Source organism: Mesorhizobium sp. M7A.F.Ca.AU.001.01.1.1 (assembly GCF_004022735.1).
GTDB lineage: Bacteria > Pseudomonadota > Alphaproteobacteria > Rhizobiales > Rhizobiaceae > Mesorhizobium > Mesorhizobium ciceri.
In genome coordinates this window covers 1-2,044 of record NZ_RZPF01000943.1, presented here as the reverse complement: position 1 = coordinate 2,044, position 2,044 = coordinate 1, and the positions used below count along the sequence as shown (strand labels likewise).

Below are 2,044 nucleotides of genomic sequence, written 5' to 3'. Positions count from 1 at the left end.
GGCCCGCGGCGCCCGCTTCCTGCTGCTCGCCTGGCTGCTGCGCCGCTATGGCGAACCGATCCGCGAATTCATCGAAAAGCGCCTCGGCCTGATCGCCGGCGCCGGCGCGGTTGCCCTGATTTTGCTCTATATCCTGGTCAAATACGCGTTCTGAACAGAACCATTGCAAGCCGGACGGACCGATTGAAATGACAGCGACCATGAATGCCGACACCGGACGCCAGCGCACGCTGACCGCCTTGTTCCTCGCCGTCGCCATGGCCGCCACCGTTGGCTCGGCGCTCGGCTTCCAGTATCTCGGCGGCTATATCCCCTGCCACCTCTGCCTCGAACAGCGCACGCCCTACTATATCGGCGTCCCGCTGATGGTGCTGGCGGTGATTGCGTCGATGCTGCACGCACCCAGCTGGCTGACGCGCGGCCTGCTGGCCGTCGGCGGCATCCTGATGCTCTACGGCCTCTATCTCGGCGTCTACCACTCCGGCGTCGAATGGCAGTGGTGGGCCGGCCCGACCGATTGTACCGCAGGCGCCGGACCGGTCGACACCGGCGGCAAGGGCGTGCTCGACGCGCTCGACAAATTCGTGCCGCCGTCCTGCGACAAGGCCGCTTTGCGCATCCTCGGCCTGTCGCTGGCCGGCTGGAACGCCATCGCCAGCCTGATCCTCGCCGCCGTCGCCTTCCGAGCCGCTTTCGCCCGCGACTAAACCAATTCGATTGAACGGCGCGACGCAGAGTTCGAGCAAAAATTCGCCAGGCTGAGTCGGATGGCGCGGCTTTCGAGAACCGGAGCGGAGCGTACTGAAGTACGTGAGCACCGGAAGCGCAGAAAGCTGCGTCAGGCGGCCAGCATGGCGGATTTGTGCCGAACTCTATGGTTCGAGTTCGACATCCCAGTAGAGATAATCCATCCAGCTCTCATGCAGATGGTTGGGCGGGAACAGGCGGCCATTGTTGTGCAGATCGTGCACCGTCGGCTGGAAAGGCTTCTGCAACGGCCACATCTTGGCATGCGCCGGCATCATGCCGCCCTTCCTCAAATTGCACGGCGAACAGGCGGCAACGACATTCTCCCACGTCGTCGCGCCGCCGCGATGGCGGGGGATGACGTGATCGAAGGTCAGGTCCTCCGGCGTGCCGCAATACTGGCACTGGAAGCGATCGCGCAGGAAGACGTTGAAGCGGGTGAAGGCCGGGTGCCTGGAGGGCTTCACATAGGCCTTAAGACTGACAACGCTCGGCAGCTTCATCGAGAAGGTCGGCGAGGAGACGGCGTGCTCGTATTCGGCGACGATGTTCACCCGGTCGAGGAACACCGCCTTGATAGCGTCCTGCCACGACCAGAGCGACAAGGGGTAATAGCTGAGCGGACGGTAATCCGCATTCAGCACCAGTGCTGGAAGCCCATCCGGAGATACGGCAACCGTCACGTGTTCACCTCCTTGGTTCTAGACCCGAACGGCACGGATACTGTAAGCCCGACATGACAGGGATGTGAAGCGGATTGTCGCGTCGCTGAAGCGCCAAAAATGCATGATTTTTATGATTTTTCGCGGATTCAGGCCGGCGGCGCGGCGTCCCGCCCTCTGGTTTCACGATAATAGGACCAGAAAAGCCGCGATGCGACACCTCGCCACGGGCTCCATGATTCGGCCAATGCGATCAGCGTTTTCTCCGGCGGACGCGGCTCGATGCCGAGCGCGTGGCCGACCGCGCTCTGCAGCGCGACATCACGCGCGGGGAAAATGTCGGGGTGCCCGGCGGCGAATAAGAGGTACACTTCCGCCGTCCACGGGCCGATGCCGGACACCGCCGTCATCGTCGTGATCGCCTCCTCGGCATCGAGCGAACAGAGGTGATGCAGGTCGAGGCCGTCGACCACGGCCTGGGCAATTGCGATCAGGCCGCGCTGCTTCGGCCGCGACAGGCCGGCCTCGCGAAACATGTCCTCGCCGGCGGCCAGGATCGCCTGCGGCGTCAGCGGATCGACGAGCTTGGTCAGCCGGCCGAAGATCGCATCGGCGCTGGCGCGGGACACTTGCTG

The 2,044-nt window shown here is 63.8% G+C and carries 3 protein-coding genes and 1 pseudogene; 2 read left to right on the top strand and 2 right to left on the bottom strand.

Annotation, left to right across the window (positions count from 1 at the left end):
• Together EN884_RS39930 and EN884_RS34315 are read left to right on the top strand one after the other, a co-directional pair.
• Nucleotides 1-154, top strand: a pseudogene (locus EN884_RS39930) (DedA family protein); the annotation flags it as partial.
• Between the two features lie 34 nt (nt 155-188).
• Complete coding sequence (locus EN884_RS34315; RefSeq protein WP_063169081.1) at nt 189-707, top strand: disulfide bond formation protein B; 519 nt, start codon at nt 189-191, stop codon at nt 705-707.
• 165 nt (nt 708-872) lie between these two features.
• Here the strand turns inward: EN884_RS34315 and EN884_RS34310 are convergent, their stop codons facing one another.
• Both EN884_RS34310 and EN884_RS34305 read right to left on the bottom strand, forming a co-directional pair.
• Nucleotides 873-1,430 (bottom strand): HNH endonuclease, encoded by a 558-nt coding sequence (locus EN884_RS34310; protein WP_006328497.1) that lies wholly within the window; start codon nt 1,428-1,430, stop codon nt 873-875.
• Between the two features lie 128 nt (nt 1,431-1,558).
• Nucleotides 1,559-2,044: DNA-3-methyladenine glycosylase (locus tag EN884_RS34305; RefSeq protein WP_164895364.1), on the bottom strand; the 486-nt coding region annotated here is incomplete at its 5' end.